Source organism: Pseudomonas sp. NUPR-002 (assembly GCF_056322725.1).
Genome location: NZ_CM150476.1, coordinates 1026647 through 1045615, shown reverse-complemented (window position 1 = coordinate 1045615; position 18969 = coordinate 1026647). Strand labels below are relative to the sequence as shown.

Annotated in this window: 19 protein-coding genes; 7 read left to right on the top strand and 12 right to left on the bottom strand. The window is 60.5% G+C overall.

Going from position 1 to position 18969, the window contains the following annotated elements; translation table 11 throughout:
* Positions 1-11: 11 nt before the first annotated feature.
* Positions 12-929, bottom strand: coding sequence for a sulfate adenylyltransferase subunit CysD (cysD, locus tag ACVWSC_RS04895; RefSeq protein ID WP_133209497.1), 918 nt, complete (start codon positions 927-929; stop codon positions 12-14).
* Positions 930-1065: 136 nt separating this feature from the next.
* Positions 1066-1824 carry a Nif3-like dinuclear metal center hexameric protein gene (locus ACVWSC_RS04890; protein WP_442112303.1) on the bottom strand — a complete coding sequence of 253 codons (759 nt, stop codon included), beginning with the start codon at positions 1822-1824 and terminating at the stop codon, positions 1066-1068.
* 236 nt (positions 1825-2060) lie between these two features.
* On the opposite strand from ACVWSC_RS04890, the gene algW reads away from it, so the two are divergent.
* Positions 2061-3221, top strand: a complete 1161-nt coding sequence (gene algW, locus ACVWSC_RS04885; RefSeq protein ID WP_442112302.1) for a Do family serine endopeptidase AlgW — start codon at positions 2061-2063, stop codon at positions 3219-3221.
* Positions 3222-3320: 99 nt separating this feature from the next.
* Here the strand turns inward: algW and ACVWSC_RS04880 are convergent, their stop codons facing one another.
* The 4 genes from ACVWSC_RS04880 to ACVWSC_RS04865 form a co-directional block, all read right to left on the bottom strand.
* Entirely contained in the window at positions 3321-4085 is a 765-nt protein-coding gene (locus tag ACVWSC_RS04880) for an amino acid ABC transporter ATP-binding protein (RefSeq protein WP_274295875.1), read from the bottom strand.
* A gap of 10 nt (positions 4086-4095) precedes the next feature.
* Positions 4096-5193, bottom strand: a complete 1098-nt coding sequence (locus ACVWSC_RS04875; protein ID WP_442112301.1) for an amino acid ABC transporter permease — start codon at positions 5191-5193, stop codon at positions 4096-4098.
* A gap of 10 nt (positions 5194-5203) precedes the next feature.
* Positions 5204-6382, bottom strand: a complete 1179-nt coding sequence (locus ACVWSC_RS04870; RefSeq protein ID WP_442112300.1) for an amino acid ABC transporter permease — start codon at positions 6380-6382, stop codon at positions 5204-5206.
* 66 nt (positions 6383-6448) lie between these two features.
* On the bottom strand, positions 6449-7477 hold the full coding sequence (locus ACVWSC_RS04865) for an amino acid ABC transporter substrate-binding protein (RefSeq protein ID WP_442112299.1): 1029 nt from the start codon (positions 7475-7477) through the stop codon (positions 6449-6451).
* A gap of 335 nt (positions 7478-7812) precedes the next feature.
* Between ACVWSC_RS04865 and ACVWSC_RS04860 the strand changes: the two genes are divergently transcribed.
* From ACVWSC_RS04860 to ACVWSC_RS04840, 5 genes are all read left to right on the top strand, one after another.
* A complete protein-coding gene (locus ACVWSC_RS04860; RefSeq protein ID WP_442112298.1) occupies positions 7813-8469 on the top strand; it encodes an alpha/beta hydrolase in 657 nt (218 codons plus the stop codon).
* A gap of 102 nt (positions 8470-8571) precedes the next feature.
* Entirely contained in the window at positions 8572-10005 is a 1434-nt protein-coding gene (gene rhlB, locus ACVWSC_RS04855) for an ATP-dependent RNA helicase RhlB (RefSeq protein WP_442112297.1), read from the top strand.
* 149 nt (positions 10006-10154) lie between these two features.
* Positions 10155-11105, top strand: a complete 951-nt coding sequence (locus tag ACVWSC_RS04850) for an ornithine cyclodeaminase family protein (RefSeq protein WP_442112296.1) — start codon at positions 10155-10157, stop codon at positions 11103-11105.
* 10 nt (positions 11106-11115) lie between these two features.
* Positions 11116-12246, top strand: a complete 1131-nt coding sequence (locus tag ACVWSC_RS04845) for an NAD(P)/FAD-dependent oxidoreductase (protein WP_442112295.1) — start codon at positions 11116-11118, stop codon at positions 12244-12246.
* 74 nt (positions 12247-12320) lie between these two features.
* Entirely contained in the window at positions 12321-12947 is a 627-nt protein-coding gene (locus ACVWSC_RS04840) for a helix-turn-helix transcriptional regulator (RefSeq protein WP_442112294.1), read from the top strand.
* Between the two features lie 26 nt (positions 12948-12973).
* Here the strand turns inward: ACVWSC_RS04840 and ACVWSC_RS04835 are convergent, their stop codons facing one another.
* The 6 genes from ACVWSC_RS04835 to ACVWSC_RS04810 all read right to left on the bottom strand — a co-directional run bounded on the left by ACVWSC_RS04835 (position 12974) and on the right by ACVWSC_RS04810 (position 18048).
* Positions 12974-13747 (bottom strand): ABC transporter substrate-binding protein, encoded by a 774-nt coding sequence (locus ACVWSC_RS04835; RefSeq protein WP_442112293.1) that lies wholly within the window; start codon positions 13745-13747, stop codon positions 12974-12976.
* Positions 13748-13961: 214 nt separating this feature from the next.
* Entirely contained in the window at positions 13962-14408 is a 447-nt protein-coding gene (moaE, locus tag ACVWSC_RS04830) for a molybdopterin synthase catalytic subunit MoaE (RefSeq protein WP_442112292.1), read from the bottom strand.
* A gap of 1 nt (position 14409) precedes the next feature.
* Positions 14410-14655 carry a MoaD/ThiS family protein gene (locus ACVWSC_RS04825; protein WP_442112291.1) on the bottom strand — a complete coding sequence of 82 codons (246 nt, stop codon included), beginning with the start codon at positions 14653-14655 and terminating at the stop codon, positions 14410-14412.
* Complete coding sequence (gene moaC / locus ACVWSC_RS04820) at positions 14652-15128, bottom strand: cyclic pyranopterin monophosphate synthase MoaC (RefSeq protein ID WP_442112290.1); 477 nt, start codon at positions 15126-15128, stop codon at positions 14652-14654. Before moaC ends, ACVWSC_RS04825 begins: the two co-directional genes overlap by 4 nt.
* Before the next feature lie 96 nt (positions 15129-15224).
* Positions 15225-16619 (bottom strand): PhoH family protein, encoded by a 1395-nt coding sequence (locus ACVWSC_RS04815; protein WP_442112289.1) that lies wholly within the window; start codon positions 16617-16619, stop codon positions 15225-15227.
* A 310-nt stretch (positions 16620-16929) separates the two neighbouring features.
* The gene (locus ACVWSC_RS04810; protein WP_442112288.1) at positions 16930-18048 is read right to left on the bottom strand and encodes a polysaccharide deacetylase family protein; all 1119 of its coding nucleotides are present in this window, start codon (positions 18046-18048) and stop codon (positions 16930-16932) included.
* Between the two features lie 134 nt (positions 18049-18182).
* Here ACVWSC_RS04810 and yaaA point away from each other — a divergent pair, with 134 nt between their 5' ends.
* The gene (gene yaaA / locus ACVWSC_RS04805; RefSeq protein WP_442112287.1) at positions 18183-18962 is read left to right on the top strand and encodes a peroxide stress protein YaaA; all 780 of its coding nucleotides are present in this window, start codon (positions 18183-18185) and stop codon (positions 18960-18962) included.
* Positions 18963-18969 lie beyond the last annotated feature (7 nt).

Genomic DNA, 18969 nt, shown 5'->3' with positions numbered 1-18969 from the left:
CTGACCCTAACTTAGAAATAGCCTTGACGTTTTTTGTCTTCCATCGAGCCTGCGCCATCGTGGTCGATGACTCGGCCCTGACGCTCGGAAGTGCGGGTCAGGAGCATTTCCTGGATGATGTCAGTGAGGGTTTCGGCCTCAGACTCCACCGCACCCGTCAACGGGTAGCAGCCAAGGGTGCGGAAGCGCACTTTCTTTTTGACGATACGGGCTTTTTCTTCATCCGAGAGGTGCTCGAGGATGCGCTCGTCATCGATCATGATCAGGGTGCCGTTCTTCTCGATCACTTCGCGTTCAGCGGCGAAGTACAGCGGTACGATCGGGATACCTTCCAGGTAGATGTACTGCCAGATGTCCAGCTCGGTCCAGTTCGACAGCGGGAACACGCGAATCGATTCGCCCTTGTTGACCTTGCCGTTGTAGACGTTCCACAGCTCCGGACGCTGGTTCTTCGGGTCCCAGCGGTGTTTGCTGTCGCGGAACGAGTACACGCGCTCTTTGGCACGCGACTTCTCTTCGTCACGACGCGCACCACCGAAGGCGGCATCGAAGCCGTGCTTGTCGAGCGCCTGCTTGAGGCCCTCGGTCTTCATGATGTCGGTGTGCTTGGCGCTACCGTGGGTGAACGGGTTGATGCCCTGGGCGACGCCGTCCGGGTTCACGTGAGTGATCAGCTCCAGGCCCATTTCCTCGACCATCTTGTCGCGGAAGCGGTACATCTCCTGGAATTTCCACTGGGTGTCGACGTGCATCACCGGAAACGGCAGTTTGCCCGGGAAGAAGGCTTTGCGCGCCAGGTGCAGCATCACGGCCGAATCCTTGCCGATCGAGTACAGCATCACCGGGTTATCGAACTCGGCGGCCACCTCACGAATGATGTGGATGCTCTCCGCCTCCAACTGTTTCAAATGCGTCAGTTTGTCGACCATGGCTACTCACGGAAATACGATCTTATGGACGGCCAGCGGGCCGTGTTCGAGCGGACCACTGTATCACAGCACTCGATTCTATTTAGGCGCCCAACTAGAACGAAACAGTATAAGAATATGCCCTGCCGTTTTAGCCTCAGATCGGGTTCGGACAGTCGATGAACAGGTGCTCCAGGGCGAAGCGCCGCGCCAGATAATCACCCAACGCCTGCACGCCATAACGCTCGGTAGCGTGGTGACCGGCCGCAATGAAACTGATGCCGTTTTCCCGTGCGCTGTGGAAGGTTTGCTCGGAGGCTTCACCGCTGAGGAACAGATCGACGCCAGCGGCAATCGCCTGGTCGATGTAGCCCTGCCCGCCGCCGGTGCACCAGCCGACCCGGCGAATGATCTGCTCGCCTTCGATCAGCAACGGCTCACGGCCCATGGCCTCTTGCACCTTGCGGGCAAAATCGCGCGCCGACATCGGCTCGGCCAACGAGCCAACCAGGCCGACCACCCGCGGGTTGTCCGGGTCCAGCGGGCCTTCTACGGTGATGTCCAGCTGACGGGCCAGTTGTACGTTGTTGCCGACTTCGGGGTGCAGGTCCAGCGGCAAGTGGTAGGCCAGCAGGCTGACGTCATGCTTTAGCAGGGTTTTCAGGCGGCGTTGCTTCATCCCGGTGATGCACGGGTTTTCGCCTTTCCAGAAATAACCGTGATGCACCAGGATCAGGTCGGCATCGGCTTCGACGGCCGCGTCGAGCAGTGCCTGGCTGGCGGTCACGCCGCTGACGATGCGGGTGACCTGCGGCCGGCCCTCGACCTGCAGGCCATTGGGGCAGTAATCCTGGATTTTTGCGCTGCCAAGGTAACGTTCAGCTTCCTCAACCAGGGTGCTCAGGGCAACAGCCATGAAAAGACTCCTCAAATCAGCAGTTCAGCGCGGCGCAAGGCCCCGTATAATGAGCGTCATTATGGGCCGTCGCCGGGTTTGGGGAAACCGATGGCGGCTGCTTGGGGGCCTGCACGCTGTATTCACAGCTCGCGTTACGATTTAACTGTTTGTGCGCCGCTTTGGGCGCAGTATGATCGCGCGCGCTCGCTCCCACGCAGATTGGCGGCCCTCTGCCCACACCCAGGATTCGTTCAATGTTCAAGGCTTTGCGTTACTTTGGCTGGCCGCTGTTGGTTGGCGTGCTGATCGCCCTGCTGATCATCCAGCGTTTTCCGCAATGGGTCGGCCTGCCCAGCCAGGACGTCAACCTGCAGCAGGCGCCGCAGACCAAGCGCATCATGCAAGGCCCGGTGTCGTATGCCGACGCGGTGAGCAAAGCGGCACCCGCGGTGGCCAACCTGTACACCACCAAGGTGGTCAACAAAACCACCCACCCGCTGTTCGAAGACCCACAGTTCCGCCGCTTCTTCGGTGACAACCTGCCCAAGCAGCGCCGTTGGGAATCGAGCCTGGGTTCGGCGGTGATCATGAGCCCGGAAGGCTATCTGCTGACCAACAACCACGTGACCGCCGGTGCCGACCAGATCGTCGTGGCGCTTAAAGATGGCCGTGAAACCCTGGCGCGGGTCATTGGTAGCGACCCGGAAACCGACCTGGCAGTCCTGAAGATCGATCTGAAAAACCTGCCATCGATCACCATCGGCCGCTCCGACAACATTCACATCGGCGATGTCGCCCTGGCCATCGGCAACCCCTTTGGCGTCGGCCAGACCGTCACCATGGGTATCATCAGCGCCACCGGCCGAAACCAGCTTGGCCTAAACAACTACGAAGACTTCATCCAGACCGACGCGGCGATCAACCCCGGCAACTCCGGCGGTGCGCTGGTCGATGCCAACGGTAACCTCACCGGCATCAACACTGCGATCTTCTCCAAGTCCGGGGGTTCGCAAGGAATCGGCTTTGCCATTCCAACCAAGCTGGCACTGGAGGTGATGAAGTCGATTATCGAACACGGTCAGGTGATTCGCGGCTGGCTGGGCATCGAAGTGCAGCCACTGAGCCAGGAACTGGCGGAGTCGTTCGGTATGCAAGGGCGCCCGGGAATTGTCGTGGCGGGTATTTTCCGCGACGGTCCGGCGCAAAAGGCGGGGCTGCAGTTGGGTGATGTGATTCTGAGCATCAACGGTGAACCGGCCGGTGATGGCCGTCGCTCGATGAACCAGGTGGCGCGGATCAAACCCAACGACAAAGTGGCGATTGAAGTCATCCGCAATGGCAAGGAATTGAAGCTGACCGCCGAAATCGGCCTGCGCCCACCGCCGGCGCCTGCACCAGTGGCCCAAGAAGACTAACCCTGTGGGAGCGGGCTTGCCCCGCGATGCGATGTCGAAGATAGATCGCAATCGCGGGGCAAGTCGGGTCGCCGCACCGCCGCCCCTACAGGCCGAGCATCAATGCAGGATCTGGCTCAGGAACAACTTGGTCCGCTCATTCTGCGGCCGGTCGAAGAAGTCGTCCGGCGCTGCCTGCTCCACAATCTCCCCTTTGTCCATGAAGATCACCCGGTTCGCCACGGTCCGGGCAAAGCCCATTTCGTGGGTCACGCAGAGCATGGTCATGCCGTCTTCAGCCAGGCTGACCATGGTATCGAGCACTTCCTTGACCATCTCCGGGTCAAGCGCCGAGGTCGGTTCGTCGAACAGCATGATCTTCGGCTTCATGCACAGCGCACGGGCAATCGCCACCCGCTGCTGCTGACCACCGGACAGCTGCCCCGGGTACTTGTTGGCCTGCTCAGGAATCCGCACCCGCTCCAGGTAATGCATGGCGATTTCTTCGGCTTTGCGCTTGGGCATCTTGCGCACCCACATCGGCGCCAGGGTGCAGTTCTGCAAGATGGTCAGGTGCGGGAACAGGTTGAAATGCTGGAACACCATGCCGACTTCACGACGGATCGCTTCAATCTGCTTGAGGTCGTTGGTCAGCTCCACACCATCGACCACAATGCGACCCTGCTGGTGCTCTTCCAAGCGGTTGAGGCAGCGGATGGTGGTGGACTTGCCCGAACCCGACGGCCCGCACAGCACGATACGCTCGCCTTGGCGAACATTGAGGTTGATGTCTTTCAATACGTGGAACTGACCGTACCACTTGTTCACACCCTGCATCTGAATAATGCCTTCAGGGCTCACAGGCTGTTTGATCGCTTCACTCATGGGAACACTCCTAACGCTTGTGGCCTGTGTCCAGCTTGCGCTCCAGATGCATGGAGTAGCGGGACATACCGAAACAGAAAATCCAGAAAACCAGGGCGGCGAACACATAGCCCTCGGTTGCCATGCCCAGCCAGGTAGGGTCGGCAGCTGCCTGTTTGACGCTGTTGAGCAGGTCGAACAAACCGATGATGATGACCAGGCTGGTGTCTTTGAACAGGGCAATGAAGGTGTTGACGATGCCGGGAATCACCAGCTTCAGGGCTTGCGGCAGAATCACCAGGCCCATCGCACGCCAATAGCCAAGGCCCATGGCCGCAGCCGCTTCGTACTGGCCCTTGGGAATGGCCTGCAGACCGCCCCGCACCACTTCAGCGATGTACGCCGACTGGAACAGGATGACCCCGATCATCGCCCGCAACAGCTTGTCGAAGCTCATGCCTTCAGGCAGGAACAGCGGCAGCATCACCGACGACATGAACAACACAGTGATCAACGGCACGCCACGCCAGAACTCGATGAAGGTCACACACACCACCTTCACCGCCGGCATGTTCGAACGCCGCCCCAGCGCCAGGAGAATGCCCAGCGGCAAGGCACCGACGATGCCGACTGTGGCAATCACCAGGGTCAGCATCAGGCCGCCCCACTGGTTGGTCGGTACCGTGCTCAGGCCCAGGTAACCGCCATGCAGCAGGGTGAAGGCGATGAGCGGGTACAGCACCAGAAAGCACAGGCCGTAGATCGCCTTGCGTGGGAAGCGCTTGATGAACAACGGCGCCGCGCCAATCACTGCCAGCCACACGGTCAAGTCAACGCGCCAGCGCAGTTCGCTTGGGTAGTAGCCGTACATGAACTGGCCAAAACGCTGCTGAATGAACACCCAGCAGGCGCCTTCCTTGGTGCAGTCGGCACGGGTGGTGCCAACCCAGTTGGCGTCGAAAATCGACCACTGCAGCAGTGGCGGCACGATCAGCCACACCAGGTACAGCGCAAACAGGGTAAGCAGGGTGTTGAGCCAGCTGGAGAACAGGTTGGCGCGCATCCAGGCCAGCACGCCGACGGTTTTCACCGGTGGCGGCATATCAGGTTTGAAAACATGGGTAGTCATGCGCGTGTCCTCACCGCTCGATCAGCGCAATGCGCTTGTTGTACCAGTTCATCAACAAGGAAATGCTGATGCTGATGGCCAGGTAGACGCTCATGGTGATGGCGATAACCTCGATGGCCTGACCGGTCTGGTTGAGCACGGTCCCGGCGAACAGCGAGACCATTTCCGGATAACCGATACCGGCCGCCAGCGAAGAGTTCTTCGCCAGGTTCAGGTATTGGCTGGTCAACGGTGGAATGATCACTCGCAATGCCTGGGGAATGATGACCTTGCGCAGCGTCGGGCCTTCACGCAGCCCCAGCGAACGGGCGGCTTCGGTCTGGCCATGGCTGACCGAACGAATCCCCGAGCGCACGATCTCGGCAATGAACGCTGCGGTGTAGATGGTCAGCGCCAGGGTCAAGGCCAACAGTTCGGGGATCAACACCCAGCCGCCAACGAAGTTGAAGCCCTTGAGTTGCGGCATCTCCCAGTGCACCGGGCTGCCTGCCAGCAACACGCTGAGCGCAGGAATACCCAAGAACAGGAACAGGCCAACCCAGAACTTGTGGAACGGCTCGCCGGTGGCTTCGAAACGGCGGTTGGCCAGGCGCACCATTACCACGATGGCGATGATGGCCAGCACCAGGCTGACAACGAATGGCCAGAATCCGTCGGCCATGGAAGCACCGGGCATGTTCAGGCCCCGGTTGCTGATAAAGAAAGCGTCGTTGATGTTGATGCTACCCCGCGGTCCCGGCAGGGTCAGGAACACCGCGAAGTACCAGAACAGAATCTGCAGTAGCGGTGGAATGTTACGGAACGTCTCGACATACACGGTGGCCAGCTTGTTGATCATCCAGTTCGGTGACAAGCGGGCGACGCCGATGATGAACCCCAGCAGGGTGGCCAGCACGATGCCGATAAAGGTCACCAGCAGGGTATTGAGCAAGCCGATGACAAATACCCGGGCATAGCTGTCTTGCTCGGTATAGGGGATCAGGTGCTGAGCGATGCCGAAGCCGGCACTGCGCTCAAGAAAGTCGAAGCCTGAAGTGATGCCCCGGTGCTGCAGGTTGGTCTGGGTGTTGTGGAACAGGTACCAGCCCAGCCCCACCACCGCGACCACGGTGAGAATCTGGAACAGCCAGGCACGCACACGTGGATCGCTGAAGGAGAGCCCCTTGGGTGCGCCGATTTGATTTTGCATGTAATGCCCCGAAAGAAAGGGAACCGAACAGCCAGCGACGGCCAAAACCGTCGCTGGCCGCAGCCATCAGCGCACCGGTGGCGCGTACTGAATGCCGCCGTTGTTCCACAGGGCGTTCAGACCGCGGTCGATTTGCAGTGGGGTTGCCTTGCCCAGGTTCTTCTCGAACACTTCGCCGTAGTTGCCGACCTGCTTGACGATCTGCACGACCCAGTCCTTAGGCAGTTTCAGGTCTTTGCCGTATTCACCGTCGGCGCCGAGCATGCGCGCGACGTCAGGGTTCTTGGTGGACTTGGCTTCAGCTTCGACGTTTTTCGAGGTGACGCCCATTTCCTCGGCGTTGAGCATGGCGAACAGGGTCCATTTGACGATGCTGAACCACTCTTCATCGCCTTTGCGCACTACCGGGCCCAGTGGCTCCTTGGAGATTGTTTCCGGCAGTACCACGTAGTCAGTCGGCGCGGCCAGCTTGGAGCGCTGTGCGTAAAGCTGCGACTTGTCGGACGTCAGCACGTCGCAACGGCCGGACTCCAGCGACTTGGCGCTTTCGTCGGAGGTGTCGAAGGTGATCGGGGTGTATTTCAGGCCATTGGCGCGGAAGTAGTCAGAGACGTTGAGTTCGGTAGTGGTACCGGCCTGGATGCAGATGGTTGCACCGTCCAGCTCTTTGGCGCTGGAAACGCCCAGCTTTTTGTTAACCAGAAAACCGATGCCGTCGTAATAGGTAACACCGGCAAACACCAGGCCCATGCCTGCATCGCGGGAGCTGGTCCAGGTAGTGTTACGCGAAAGCACATCGACTTCGCCCGACTGCAACGCAGTGAAACGTTCCTTGGCGTTGAGCTGGCTGAATTTGACCTTGGTGGCGTCACCGAATACCGCAGCGGCCACGGCGCGACAGACGTCGGCGTCGATACCGACGATGGTGCCTTTGGCATCAGGTACCGAGAAACCCGGCAAACCGTCACTCACGCCACACTGAACGAAGCCTTTCTTCTGCACCGCATCCAGGGTTGCACCTGCCTGTGCCATACCGCTGATACCCAGCACGGTTGCAGCGGTAACCACTGCCAAGGTGGATTTCAACATCTTCATTCAAACCTCCAGTTTTGCTCTTGTTGTGTGAGCCGGGATTGCACCGCACCCTTATGAGGCGCATCCGACCCGTGTTGGCTTGTTTTTGGGTCAATTGGCGCAATGCGCTGTTCTGTGACAGCCTTGGGGACCGCTAACGGGTGTTACCGTCCAAAACGTGTAACCTCGCATCAGGAGTTTCATAGCAAAGCGCGTACCACACTGAGCGGCTAAAGCGTTTCAGTTAACGTCAATAGGAAAACTTGCACCGTTGCGACAGGTTCTTCCCGGATTTACTCAACGCGCCTTCATTTCATGCACGCAAACAAGAGCGCGCGCACACTTTCGGAGCAGTCATGCCAAACCCGCTGATTCTTGAACCACAAAAAACTGCAGATGCCTGTGTGATCTGGTTGCACGGCCTGGGCGCTGATCGTTACGACTTCCTGCCGGTGGCCGAGGCCTTGCAGGAAGTGCTGCTGAGCACCCGTTTCGTCATGCCTCAGGCCCCGACCCGCCCGGTGACCATCAACGGCGGCTACGAGATGCCCAGCTGGTACGACATCAAAGCCATGACCCCGGCCCGGGCCATCGACGAAGAGCAACTGCAGGCGTCGGCTGATCAGGTGATCGCCTTGATCAAGGCCGAACAGGCCAAAGGCATCGACCTGGCCCGCATCATCCTCGCTGGCTTCTCCCAGGGCGGCGCGGTGGTGCTGCACACGGCTTATATAAAGTGGCAAGAAGCGCTGGGTGGCGTGATCGCCCTGTCGACCTATGCCCCCACCTTTGCCCAGGAGCGCGAACTGAGCGCGTGCCAGCAACGTACGCCGGCCCTGTGCCTGCACGGCGTGCACGACCCGGTAGTGGTGCCAGCGATGGGCCGCAGCGCCTACGAACACCTCAAGCACTGGGGGGTCGACGCCGAGTGGAAGGAGTACCCGATGGAGCATGAGGTACTGCCACACGAAGTACAGGATATTGCTGACTGGCTGAGCAGCCGTCTGCGCTAAAAACGCACAGGTCGGTAGTTGCCCATGCAATCCACTACGCCGCGCCCGATTCTTGCATTACACTGGCCGGCGTACATTCCTTAACCAATTGATGAGATGACCGTGCTCAAAGCACTCAAAAAAATGTTCGGCAAGAGCGAGGTTGAGCAACTCGCCGTCGAAGCCGCTGCCCCCGTAGAGCAGCCACCCGCAGCGCCCCAGGCCCCTGCCCCGGCCGCCCCGCTCAATACCGAGGCTAAAGCCAGCGCACCGGCACGCAGCGAAAAGCCTGCCGAGCCCAAGCCTCGCCGCGCACGCAAACCAAAACCTGCAGCCTCCACCTGGAAGCTGGAAGACTTCGTGGTCGAGCCACAAGAAGGCAAGACCCGTTTCCATGACTTCAAGCTCTCGCCCGAGCTGATGCATGCGATCCACGACCTGGGCTTTCCTTATTGCACGCCGATTCAGGCGCAAGTGCTGGGTTATACCCTGCGTGGCCAGGACGCCATTGGCCGGGCCCAGACCGGTACCGGTAAAACCGCGGCCTTCCTGATTTCGATCATTAGCCAGCTGCAGCAGACCCCACCGCCGAAAGAGCGCTACATGGGCGAGCCACGGGCGCTGATCATCGCCCCGACCCGCGAGCTGGTGGTGCAGATCGCCAAAGACGCTGCGGCGCTGACCAAGTACACCGGTCTGAACGTGATGACCTTCGTCGGCGGCATGGACTTCGACAAGCAGCTCAAGGCGCTTGAAGCCCGCCACTGCGACATCCTGGTGGCCACCCCTGGCCGTCTACTCGACTTCAACCAGCGTGGTGAAGCACACCTGGACATGGTCGAGGTGCTGGTGCTCGACGAAGCCGACCGCATGCTCGACATGGGCTTCATCCCGCAGGTACGCCAGATCATCCGCCAGACCCCACCGAAGAGCGAACGGCAAACCCTGCTGTTCTCGGCCACCTTCACCGAAGACGTGATGAACCTGGCCAAGCAGTGGACCACCAACCCGGCGATCGTCGAGATCGAACCGGAAAACGTCGCCAGCGAAACGGTCGAACAGCACGTCTATGCCGTGGCTGGCAGCGACAAGTACAAGCTGCTGTACAACCTGGTAACCGAGAACAAGTGGGAACGGGTGATGGTCTTCGCCAACCGCAAGGATGAAGTGCGGCGCATCGAAGAACGTCTGGTGCGTGATGGCGTCAATGCCGCCCAGTTGTCGGGCGACGTGCCCCAGCACAAGCGCATCAAGACCCTGGAAAACTTCCGCGAAGGCCGCATTACCGTGCTGGTGGCTACCGACGTGGCCGGGCGTGGCATCCACATTGATGGCATCAGCCATGTCATCAACTTCACCCTGCCGGAAGATCCGGACGACTACGTACACCGTATCGGCCGTACCGGGCGTGCTGGCACCAGCGGCGTGTCGATCAGCTTTGCCGGTGAGGATGACTCCTACCAGTTGCCAGCGATCGAAGAACTGCTGGGCCGCAAGATCAGCTGCGAAATGCCGCCGACCGAGTTGCTCAAGCCGGTACCGCGCAAGCATCACTGATTTTTGCTTCAGTAATCGCGGGGCAAGCCCGCTCCTACAGGATCATCTCTGTGGGAGCGGGCTTGCCCCGCGATGCTTTTGTACAGCCGGATATTGCTCAAATATACAAAGAGTCCATAATAGACAAAATAGTTTATTTGGAGTCTCGTATGTCCGCGCCTCTCGTCATCGATCAACAGCACGCCCGCCACCTGCTGACGCAAGTGGATGTCCCGCAGATCCTGCGTACCCTGTTCCGTGACCTGGCGGCCGGGCAAGCGGTACAACCGCCCCAGCAACTGGTGGAGTTCCCGGCGGGCCAGGGCGATTTCATCAATTACGGCGGTGTGCTGGCGCAACAGCGGGTATACGGGGTCAAAACCTCGCCCTACATCGTCCGCGAACAAGGCGCGCTGGTGACTGCCTGGACCTTGCTGATGTCCATGGACAGCGGCCAGCCCCTGCTGCTGTGCGACGCCGGTGAACTGACCACCGCGCGTACCGCCGCGACCACCGCCGTTGCGGTCGACGCCCTCGCAGCCAGCGGCGCCCGGCGCCTTACCCTGATTGGCAGCGGCCCGATTGCCCGCGCGCACCTGCACTATGTGCGCGGCCTGCGCGCCTGGCAGGACATCCGCCTGTACTCCCCGAGCCTGGCCGAGCAACGTGCCGAACAGCGCCAGGCACTGACCGACCTCGACCCACGCCTGGTGCTCAGCGACAGCCTCGAACAAGCGGTAGCCGATGCCGACGTGATCATGCTGTGTACCTCGTCGGCCACCCCGGTCATCGACCCGGCTACCTTGAGCAAACCCGCCCTGATCACCTCTATCAGCACCAATGCCGTGCGCGCCCATGAAGTGCCGCCCGCCAGCCTTGCCACCATGGATGTGTACTGTGACTACCGGGTTACCACCCCTGGCAGCGCAGGCGAGATGCGCATTGCCGCCGAACAGCACGGCTGGCAGGCAGAGGCCATCGTCGGTGATCTGCCAGAGGTCCTGAGCAATCAGGCGCCGCTCCCGACTTACCAGCGCCACGCCTTCTTCCGCTCCATCGGCCTGGGCCTGGAAGACATCGCCCTGGCCAACGCCCTGTACCGTTTGCCGCGTGCCGACTGAGGAGAGCTTCATGCAACAGGCTGACTTCATCATCATCGGCGCCGGTATCGCTGGCGCTTCCACCGGCTACTGGCTGGCCAGCCACGGCCGGGTGATTGTGCTCGAACGCGAGTCGCAACCGGGCTACCACTCCACCGGTCGCTCGGCAGCGCTGTACACCGCCGCCTACGGCACACCACAAGTGCGCGCACTGACCCTGGCCAGCCGCGCGTTCTTCGATCATCCACCGGCAGGCTTTGCCGAACACCCCTTGCTCAGCCCGCGCGGTGAAATGACCGTCGACCTCACTGGCGACCCGCAAGAACTGCTACGCCAGTATGAAAGTGCCAAGGCGTGCGTGCCCGAAGTCGAACTGCTCAGCGCCGACCAGGCCTGCGCGCGCGTGCCGGTACTGCGTCGCGACAAAGTCCACGGCGCCCTCTACGACCCGAGCGCCAGTGACATCGACACCGATGCCCTGCACCAGGGCTACCTGCGCGGTATCCGCCGCCAGCAGGGCGAAGTGCACAGCGACTGTGAAGTTCAGCAACTGAGCCGCGGCAGCGATGGCTTGTGGCAGGTGCAGACCAGCCGTGGCCTGTTCAGCGCCCCGGTGCTGATCAACGCCGCTGGCGCCTGGGCCGACCAGCTCGGGGTGATGGCCGGGGCTCAGCCCCTTGGCCTGCAGCCCAAACGCCGCGCGGCGTTCATCTTCGCCGCGCCGGAAGGCATCGACACGCATGCCTGGCCAATGCTGGTCAGCCTCGACGAGTCGTTCTACATGAAGCCCGACGCCGGCATGTTGCTCGGCTCGCCAGCCAATGCCGACCCGGTCGACGCGCATGACGTGCAGGCTGAAGAGCTGGACATTGCCATGGGCATCTACCAGATCGAAGAAGCCACCACCCTGAGCATTCGCCGCCCTACCCGCACCTGGGCCGGCCTGCGCAGCTTCGTCAGCGATGGCGATCTGGTCGCCGGGTTCGATGCGCAGGTGCCCGGGCTGTTCTGGGTCGCGGCGCAAGGTGGCTACGGCATCCAGACCTCACCGGCAATGGGTCAGGCCAGCGCCGCGCTGGTTCGCGGCGAAGACCTGCCCGAGGCTCTCAAGGGCTTTGGCCTGGACGCCCGGATCCTGTCACCGCAACGCCTGCAAAGGTGACGCGCCGCAGCGATTACGGCACACTCGCAGCGCCCTTGTGCCAAGGGCGCTGACACCGCTTGGAGCCTGCCCGAATGTCGACACCCCGCCCCGACCCTGCCCTGGATAATTACCGGGCCATTGCCGATGCCATCGCCACGCTGTTCTTCCCCCATGCCGAGGTGGTGCTGCACGATTTGCGCAGCCAGAAGATCGACTACATCGCCAATAACCTGTCCAAACGCCAGGTCGGTGATGACGCTGCACTGGAAGACATGCTCGAGACCGGCAGCGAGGAAACCAACATCGGTCCTTATGAAAAGCTCAACTGGGACGGGCAGAAAATCCGTTCGCTGAGCACAGTATTGCGCAATGCGGCCGGCACCCCGCAGGCGGTGCTGTGCATCAACCTGAACATCACCCTGTTTGAAAACGCCAAAGCGGCGCTGGACTTGTTCCTGTCACCGAGCAAGCTGATTCCCCAGCCCGATGCGCTGTTTCGCGACGACTGGCAGGAACGGATCAATACCTTCCTCAACGCCTGGTTACGCCAGCGCCAGTTGAGCCTCAATCTGCTGACCCGTGATCACAAGCGCGAGCTGGTGCTGGCCTTGCACGCCGAAGGCGCCTTCAAGGGCAAGAGCAGCGCCAACTACGTGGCCAATGTGTTGGGGATGGGACGTGCGACGGTGTACAAACACCTGAAGGAACTCAAGGCCTGAAAAGCTTCAGGCCTTGAGGCTGGCGATCAGTCGCCGTAGATGTCCGACTTGAAGTACTTGGCCTGGATTTTCTGGTACTCACCGTTGGCGCGCAGGTCGTCGATGGCTTTGTTGAGTTTGCTCACCAGCACCTCGTTGCCCTTGCGCACGGCGATCCCGGCGCCTTCACCGACGTATTTCGGGTCTTTGAGCTCCGGGCCGACAAAGGCGTAATCAGCGCCGCGTGGCATCGACAGGAAATCATCCAGGGGAATGGTGTCGGCGAAAATCGCATCGACCCGTCCGGATGCCAGGTCCATGTAGATTTCTTCGTTATTGCTGTAGCGCTTGATGGTGATGCCCTTGGGCTCCAGCACCTCGGTGGCGTAGCGATCGGTGGTGGTCGCGCGCTGCACCCCTACCGACTTGCCCTTGAGGCTGGCGTACTGGTCATCGACCTGCGCACCTTTCTTCATCACCAGGCGCGATGAGGTGAAGTAGTACTTGTGGGTGAAATCGACCGACTTCTTGCGCTCGTCGGTGATGGTCATCGACGACAGCGCGGCGTCGATTTTCTTCACCTTCAGCGAAGGAATCAGGCCGTCGAACTCCACCTCGTTCCACACACACTTGACCTGCATCTGCGCGCACAAGGCGTTACCAATGTCGTAGTCGAAGCCGACGATCTCACCTTTGTCGTTTTTCGAAGCGAAGGGTGGGTAGGCCGCTTCAATGCCAATGCGCAATGTGTCTTCGGCAGCGAACAGACTGCTGGTCAACAGGCTCAGGGCCAGACCACTGATCAGGGTGAACTTCTTCATGCTGGGTCTCTCTCGCTCGTTATTGGAGGTGTGTTGCAAGACAGAGAAAAGGGGGCAGGCACGCGTCCGCCTGGAATTATTTTGTACTTATAATTCCATACTGGACTTTGTTGTACAAAAACTCAAGCACTGGTGTGTCGGTGGGCCTGTATCGCGGGGCAAGCCCGCTCCTACTCGGTGGGAGCGGGCTTGCCCCGCGATACGATGTGTCTAGCTACCAGCGTCCTGCAGCATCCTCGTCGCTCTGCTTGCCTTCGACCCAACGCGGGCCGTCAGCGGTCTGTTCTTTCTTCCAGAACGGTGCACGGGTCTTGAGATAATCCATGATGAAGTTGCAGGCATCGAACGCTGCCTGGCGATGGGCACTGGCGACGCCGACAAACACAATCGGCTCGCCCGGTTCGAGGGCGCCGATGCGGTGCAGCACCTCGACCTTGAGCAGCGGCCAGCGCTGCTCGGCTTCAAGCACAATCTTGGCCAAGGCTTTTTCGGTCATGCCCGGGTAATGCTCAAGGAACATGCCCGCCACTTCCCGGCCATCATTGAAGTCGCGCACATAGCCGACAAAACCGACCACCGCGCCAACACCGACGTTGGCGGCGTGCATGGCGTTGACCTCAGCGCCCGGATCAAACGCGGTGGTCTGCACTCGAACACTCATCTCAACCTCCGGTCACGGGCGGGAAGAACGCCACTACGTCGCCGTCACTGACCGGCTCTTCAGGCTTGCACAACTCCTCATTGCGCGCGCACATCAGGTTTTGCTCAGCCAGTACCGCATAACGCTCGCCTTGCTCCAGCAATGCCCGGCGCACTGCGTCGAGGGTGGCAAACTCACCTTCGAGGGTCTCCCCGTCGCAGCCCAGCACCTCCCGGTACCGCGCGAAGTACATCACCTGAACCTTCATTGCGCAGCGTCCGCCTGGTAATGGCCGCTCTTGCCGCCGAGCTTTTCCAGCACCCGTACACTGTCGATGACCATGCCGCGGTCAACCGCCTTGCACATGTCATAGATCGTCAACGCCGCCACGCTGGCAGCGGCCAGGGCTTCCATTTCCACACCGGTCTGCCCGGCCAGCTTGCAGCGCGCAACGATGTGAACGGTGTCGGTGCCTTCAGCGCTGAGTTCGACTTTAACGCTGGTCAGCATCAGCGGGTGGCACAACGGGATCAGGTCACTGGTCTTCTTCGCCGCTTGAATACCGGCAATGCGCGCAACCGCGAACACGTCGCCCTTGGGATGCTCACCATCGACAATCATTTGCAGGGTTTGCGGGAGCATGCGCACCCGCGCTTCGGCCACAGCCTCACGCGAGGTCATGGCTTTTTCGGTGACGTCGACCATATTGGCCCGACCTTGGGAATCGAGATGAGTCAGCACAGCCTTCCTCCTGTTCAGGAATGCTGAGTGTAAACCCAGGAGTCAGGAATTCGCAGCGAAAAAAGCCGGGCGGCCTGGCCGCCCGGTGATGAAGGGTTACAGATGCGATTCGGCGTATTCGGCCAGAATCGAACGCGGCACACCCTGCAGGGTGATGTGCACGCCGTTAGGGAAGTCCTTGAAGCGCTCGGTCAGGTAGGTCAGGCCCGAGCTGGTGGCGGACAGGTAAGGGGTGTCGATCTGTGCCAGGTTACCCAGGCAGATCACTTTCGAACCGGTACCGGCACGGGTGATGATGGTTTTCATCTGGTGCGGCGTAAGGTTCTGGCATTCGTCGATCAGGATCAGGCTTTGCTGGAAGCTGCGACCGCGAATGTAGTTCAGCGATTTGAATTGCAGCGGTACCCGCTCAAGGATGTAGTCGACACTGCCGTGGGTGCTTTCATCATCCATGTGCAGTGCTTCGAGGTTGTCGGTGATCGCGCCGAGCCAAGGCTCCATTTTCTCGGCTTCGGTACCGGGCAGGAAGCCGATCTCCTGATCCAGCCCCTGCACGCTACGGGTGGCGATGATGCGCCGGTAACGCTTGCTGACCATGGTCTGTTCGATCGCCGCCGCCAGGGCCAGGATGGTTTTGCCGGAACCGGCCGCGCCGGTCAGGTTGACCAGGTGAATGTCCGGGTCGAGCAGCGCGAACAACGCCAGGCTTTGATGGATATCACGCGGTTTCAGGCCCCAGGCTTCCTGATGCAGCAGCGGTTCCTGGTGCAGGTCGAGCAGCAGCAGTTCGTCTTCGCGGATGCCTTTGATCCAGCCGACAAAGCCCTGCTCATCGATGATGAACTCGTTGATGTGCACCGCTGGCAGGTTGTCGGTCATCTGCACCCGGTGCCAGGTACGGCCACGCTCCTGGCGGGTCTCGACCTTGCTGACGCGGTCCCAGAACGAGCCGGTAACGCTGTGATAGCCCTTGGACAGCAGGGACACGTCGTCAACCAGTTGGTCGGTGCTGTAGTCCTCGGCCGCGATCCCACACGCGCGGGCCTTGAGGCGCATGTTGATGTCTTTGGTCACCAGCACCACGTCGAGGTCTTTGCGCCGACTGCGCAGTTCCAGCAACTGGTTGATGATGATGTTGTCGTTGAGGGTTTCCGGCAGCAGACGGTTCGGTTCGTTGCGCGCGGTCATCAGGATAGACAGAAAGCCCTTGGGCCCGCTCTTGCCACGCTGGATCGGCACGCCCTGCTCGACGTCAGCGGGTGTGGCATCGCCCAGTGTCTGGTCGATCAGGCGGATGGCCTGGCGGCATTCAGCGGCGATGGTCTGCTTGCCGGTCTTGAGTTTGTCGAGCTCCTCCAGCACCGTCATCGGGATAGCGACGTGGTGCTCCTCGAAATTGAGCAAGGCGTTGGGATCGTGAATCAGTACATTGGTATCGAGCACATAAAGGATTGGCTGGTTGGAGGAATTGGTGCGTCCTTGATCATCCATACTCGGTCACCTTTGTGGAAGCCATACAACGCAAAACCTGAACGGTGTTGCGCCGTGAAGTGGCCGCCGGTACTTCCCGTGTCCGCGTCGTTACGGGTGGGAAGCAGCCCTCACAGAATGGGTGCCCAATGACGCCACCTGTGCTGCAGGGTTCGGCGGTCTGTCTTCTTGATACCGCAAAACCCATGACCGAAAAAAGCACTTTTACGTATTTTTGAAGTTTATTTTTCGACAGGGCATTTTGCGCTTGGCGCAGGGTCTAAGCACCGCTACAGTCATAAATCAGCTGCACGTTTTTAGCGGCGAGTTTTCAGCCCCGCGCGGCGTAGTGTCGACAGTCTTCCCAGCCAATTCCGCTTTGTGCCGTTTGCTTGAGCAGCCAGGCGAGCGCTTCCTGAGCCTTCGGTTGCGCATCGTTGAACTGAATTACGCCACGCCGCCACAGCAGCATCAGGGTCAATACCCGTTGCGCCGATTGTTCGGCGCTCAGCGCGCTCAGGTCCTGGGCATCAATGTTCCACAGCACCACTTCAAGCCCCTGGCTGGCAAAGAAACCCTGGCTGTCGGCGCGGCGTTGGCCATAGGGCGGCCTGAACAATGGCACGTATTGCTCGGGCAAATCTGCCTGCACTTGCGCCTGGCTGCGTATAACCGAATTTTGCCAGTCCTGCCATTGGCCATGGGAGCGGTATTGCCAGCCTTGAGTGCCAACGCATTGGCCTTTGTAGAGAGCGCGCAATTGTGTCAGGGAGGTCTTGTCGCGGCGGGTTTGCAGGCTGTTGCCCAGCACAAAGAAGGTCGCCGCGAGTTTCTGCCGGCGCAGGTAGTCGGCCAAGGCTTCGGTACCCAGGCTCGGGCCGGCGTCGAAAGTCAGCATGAACAGGCGGTCATTGAGTTCATCGCCGTTGCGCTCGATCTCGGAGTAACGCGCAATTTCGCTGGCGTTTTGCGGAAACAGCGCCGCTTTTCGCAACAATTCGTTCAGGTAGCGCTGGTGAAATTCGCGGCTGGGTTCGGCCCAACCGGCGTAGAACGAGTCGCTGGCCACTTCGAATTTGGCCGCCTGCTGGCGCAGCTCGGTTTGCGAGTCGATGGCATAGCAGAACGATGCATCCTGCTCGCAGCTTTGCTGCGCCAGCGCATAGTTGCGCCACAACTGCTGCCACAGACGCTCGCGCACCTGGTTGATCGAAGCCAGGTTGATCTGCTTGAGCCCCAGGCGCGCTGCCAGCGCCGGTTCATCCAGTGCTTCACTGGCTTCCAGGGCCTGGGCAAACCCCAGGATTTCGGCACGCGAAGCGACATCGAACAAAGTCGGGCTTTCGAGTTGCTCGGGCCAGTAGGCGCGATCGAAGGTGGTCGGCGCCACAGGTGCAGCGTGCACCGCTGCACTCAACAGGCCGCTCAGTAGTAGAAAAGCAATGCGCACGGTCGAACTCTCCGGTTTCCTCGCCGCGCACTATAGCGTCAAGCGTCGGGATGGTCTGTGGCTATCGAGCTCATAGGTGGAGATCCGCGCGCTCGCCCCGTAGAATCGGGCTCACGATTTCAGGAGCCCGACCGATGCTGACGGTGATTTCCCCCGCCAAGACCCTCGATTACGACACCCCGCCGGTAACCCAGCGCTACACCCAGCCGCAGTATTTGGACGATTCCCAGGAACTGATCGTGCAACTGCGCGAACTGTCGCCAGCGCAAATCAGCGAGCTGATGCACTTGTCCGATAAACTCGCCGGCCTCAATGCCGCGCGTTTTGGCAGTTGGACGCCGGCGTTCACCCCAGACAACGCCAAACAAGCCCTGCTGGCGTTCAAGGGTGATGTGTACACCGGTCTGGATGCCGAAAGCCTCAGCGAAGACGACTTCAGCTACGCCCAGCAGCACCTGCGCATGCTCTCGGGGCTGTACGGCCTGCTGCGCCCGCTCGACCTGATGCAACCGTACCGCCTGGAAATGGGCACCAAGCTGGCCAACGCCCGCGGTAAAGACCTGTATGCCTTCTGGGGCACGCGCATCAGCGAATGGCTGAACCAGGCCCTGGCCGAACAAGGTGACGACGTGCTGCTCAACCTGGCCAGCAACGAGTACTTCAGTGCGGTCAAGCGCAACGCCCTCAAGGCGCGGATCATCAACACCGAGTTCCGCGACTGGAAAAACGGTCAGTACAAGATCATCAGCTTCTACGCCAAGAAAGCCCGCGGCATGATGAGCCGCTTCGTGATCCAGGAGCGCATCAACGACCCTGAACAGCTCAAGCAGTTCGATGTGCAGGGTTACTACTACAGTGCCGAGCAGTCGAAGCCAGACAACCTGGTATTCCTGCGCGATCATCCGGACGCCTGACGGCCCG

What these genes read in the sequence shown, in the direction of transcription:
- ACVWSC_RS04875 (WP_442112301.1), bottom strand. Translation starts at nt 5,193, where the DNA reads ATGACTACCCATGTTTTCAAACCTGATATGCCGCCACCGGTGAAAACC.
- yaaA (WP_442112287.1), top strand. Translation starts at nt 18,183, where the DNA reads ATGCTGACGGTGATTTCCCCCGCCAAGACCCTCGATTACGACACCCCG.
- ACVWSC_RS04860 (WP_442112298.1), top strand. Translation starts at nt 7,813, where the DNA reads ATGCCAAACCCGCTGATTCTTGAACCACAAAAAACTGCAGATGCCTGT.
- cysD (WP_133209497.1), bottom strand. Translation starts at nt 929, where the DNA reads ATGGTCGACAAACTGACGCATTTGAAACAGTTGGAGGCGGAGAGCATC.
- ACVWSC_RS04865 (WP_442112299.1), bottom strand. Translation starts at nt 7,477, where the DNA reads ATGAAGATGTTGAAATCCACCTTGGCAGTGGTTACCGCTGCAACCGTG.
- ACVWSC_RS04880 (WP_274295875.1), bottom strand. Translation starts at nt 4,085, where the DNA reads ATGAGTGAAGCGATCAAACAGCCTGTGAGCCCTGAAGGCATTATTCAG.
- moaE (WP_442112292.1), bottom strand. Translation starts at nt 14,408, where the DNA reads ATGAGTGTTCGAGTGCAGACCACCGCGTTTGATCCGGGCGCTGAGGTC.
- ACVWSC_RS04840 (WP_442112294.1), top strand. Translation starts at nt 12,321, where the DNA reads ATGTCGACACCCCGCCCCGACCCTGCCCTGGATAATTACCGGGCCATT.
- algW (WP_442112302.1), top strand. Translation starts at nt 2,061, where the DNA reads ATGTTCAAGGCTTTGCGTTACTTTGGCTGGCCGCTGTTGGTTGGCGTG.
- ACVWSC_RS04825 (WP_442112291.1), bottom strand. Translation starts at nt 14,655, where the DNA reads ATGAAGGTTCAGGTGATGTACTTCGCGCGGTACCGGGAGGTGCTGGGC.
- ACVWSC_RS04870 (WP_442112300.1), bottom strand. Translation starts at nt 6,382, where the DNA reads ATGCAAAATCAAATCGGCGCACCCAAGGGGCTCTCCTTCAGCGATCCA.
- ACVWSC_RS04850 (WP_442112296.1), top strand. Translation starts at nt 10,155, where the DNA reads ATGTCCGCGCCTCTCGTCATCGATCAACAGCACGCCCGCCACCTGCTG.
- ACVWSC_RS04815 (WP_442112289.1), bottom strand. Translation starts at nt 16,619, where the DNA reads ATGGATGATCAAGGACGCACCAATTCCTCCAACCAGCCAATCCTTTAT.
- ACVWSC_RS04890 (WP_442112303.1), bottom strand. Translation starts at nt 1,824, where the DNA reads ATGGCTGTTGCCCTGAGCACCCTGGTTGAGGAAGCTGAACGTTACCTT.
- ACVWSC_RS04835 (WP_442112293.1), bottom strand. Translation starts at nt 13,747, where the DNA reads ATGAAGAAGTTCACCCTGATCAGTGGTCTGGCCCTGAGCCTGTTGACC.
- ACVWSC_RS04845 (WP_442112295.1), top strand. Translation starts at nt 11,116, where the DNA reads ATGCAACAGGCTGACTTCATCATCATCGGCGCCGGTATCGCTGGCGCT.